Origin of the sequence: Streptomyces sp. MnatMP-M17 (genome assembly GCF_900091995.1) — a bacterium.
Classification (GTDB): Bacteria; Actinomycetota; Actinomycetes; order Streptomycetales; family Streptomycetaceae; genus Streptomyces.
In genome coordinates this window covers 1-1,540 of sequence record NZ_FMDK01000142.1, presented here as the reverse complement: position 1 = coordinate 1,540, position 1,540 = coordinate 1, and the positions used below count along the sequence as shown (strand labels likewise).

At 73.6% G+C, this 1,540-nt stretch carries 2 protein-coding genes; both read left to right on the top strand.

Features of this window, described 5'->3' with window-relative positions; translation table 11 throughout:
- A partial coding sequence (locus GA0115259_RS07490) for a pantoate--beta-alanine ligase (protein ID WP_141716479.1) occupies positions 1-256 on the top strand: 256 nt, incomplete at its 5' end.
- A partial coding sequence (locus GA0115259_RS07485) for an L-aspartate oxidase (RefSeq protein ID WP_107469147.1) occupies positions 253-1,540 on the top strand: 1,288 nt, incomplete at its 3' end. The genes GA0115259_RS07490 and GA0115259_RS07485, both read left to right, overlap by 4 nt.

The window sequence follows — 1,540 nt, the reverse complement described above, 5'->3', positions numbered from 1 at the left end:
CGTCGCCGGGACCTCCGGCGCGCGGGCCCGTCCGTACGGAGCGGACGCCGTACGGGCCGCGGCCCGCGCCGTGCTGGACGAGGCGGCCCGCTCCGCGCCGCCGCTCACCCTGGACTATCTGGCCCTGGTCGACCCCGCCGACTTCACGGAGGTCCCCGACGACCACACCGGCGAGGCCATCCTCGCCGTCGCCGCGCGTGTCGGCGGCACGCGGCTCATCGACAACATCCCCCTGACCTTCGGAGCCCCCAAGTGACCGGAACCGGAATACGGCTGACCGCTCCCGCACCGGGCTGGGCCATCGACGCCGATGTCGTCGTGGTCGGCTCCGGGGTCGCCGGTCTCACCACGGCCCTGCGCTGCACGGCCGCCGGGCTCCGTACGGTCGTCGTCACCAAGGCCCGTCTGGACGACGGCTCCACGCGCTGGGCCCAGGGCGGTATCGCGGCGGCGCTCGGCGACGGAGACACTCCCGAGCAGCACCTTGAGGACACGCTTGTCGCGGGCGCCGGACTCTGCGACGAGGAAGCGGTCCGCACGCTCGTCACCGAGGGCCCCGCGGCGGTACGGAGACTGATCGGCACCGGCGCGCACTTCGACACCTACGCCACCGGTGAGCTCCAGCTCACCCGCGAGGGCGGCCACCACCGCCGCCGTATCGCCCACGCCGGAGGCGACGCGACCGGCGCCGAGATCTCCCGCGCCCTGGTCGAGGCGGTACGGGCCGCCGCGCTCCGTACCGTCGAGAACGCGCTGGTGCTCGATCTGCTGACCGACGAGCACGGCCGTACGTCGGGCGTCACGCTCCATGTCATGGGCGAGGGCCAGCACGACGGCGTCGGCGCGGTCCACGCTCCCGCGGTGGTCCTGGCCACCGGCGGTATGGGCCAGGTCTTCTCCGCGACGACCAACCCCGCCGTCTCCACGGGCGACGGAGTGGCGCTGGCGCTGCGCGCGGGCGCGGAGATCTCGGACCTGGAATTCGTACAGTTCCATCCCACGGTGCTCTTCCTCGGCGCCGGTGCCGAGGGACAGCAGCCGCTGGTCTCCGAGGCGGTACGGGGCGAAGGCGCCCATCTCGTCGACGCCGACGGCGTACGGTTCATGCTCGACCAGCACGAACTGGCCGAGCTGGCGCCACGCGACATCGTCGCCAAGGCGATCACGCGCCGGATGCGCGAGCAGGGCGTCGCGCACATGTATCTGGACGCCAGGCACTTCGGTGCCGAGATGTGGGAGAGCCGCTTTCCCACGATCCTGGCGGCCTGCCGCAGCCATGGCATGGACCCGGTCACGGAGCCGATACCGGTGGCGCCCGCCGCGCACTACGCGTCCGGCGGAGTCCGTACGGATCTGCGCGGCCGGACCACGGTGCCGGGGCTGTACGCGTGCGGTGAGGTCGCCTGCACGGGAGTCCACGGCGCGAACCGGCTGGCGTCCAACTCCCTTCTGGAGGGCCTGGTGTTCGCGGAGCGGATCGCGGCGGACATCGCGGCCGGGCCACGGCGGACCGCGCCGGTGGAGCCCGCCGCTCCGGCCG